Source organism: Pseudoneobacillus rhizolycopersici, assembly GCF_054786815.1.
The window spans coordinates 1-220 of sequence record NZ_JBTOOE010000279.1 but is presented as its reverse complement, the minus strand read 5'-3'; the positions used below and the strand labels follow the sequence as shown (position 1 = coordinate 220).

Genomic DNA, 220 nt, shown 5'->3' with positions numbered 1-220 from the left:
CCCTGGTTTCAATAGAGATTCGGTCAGTAACTTTCCTTCCATTATGAAGCAGTTTGTCCACTCCTCCAGATTGAGCGACGCTTCTTGCAAGAAAGCCTTCGTAGGCATTACCCAATAGTTCAAATAGGGATAGAAAGTTACTCTTTCCCGCACCATTCGATCCAATCAAAATATTGATTGGATTAAGGCGTACTGTGATATCCTTAAAAGACTTATATCC

Annotated in this window: 1 protein-coding gene; it reads right to left on the bottom strand. The window is 40.9% G+C overall.

The window, feature by feature from the left end; all coding sequences use genetic code 11:
• Window positions 1-220: AAA family ATPase (locus ACX9YW_RS23745; protein WP_460351290.1), on the bottom strand; the 220-nt coding region annotated here is incomplete at both ends.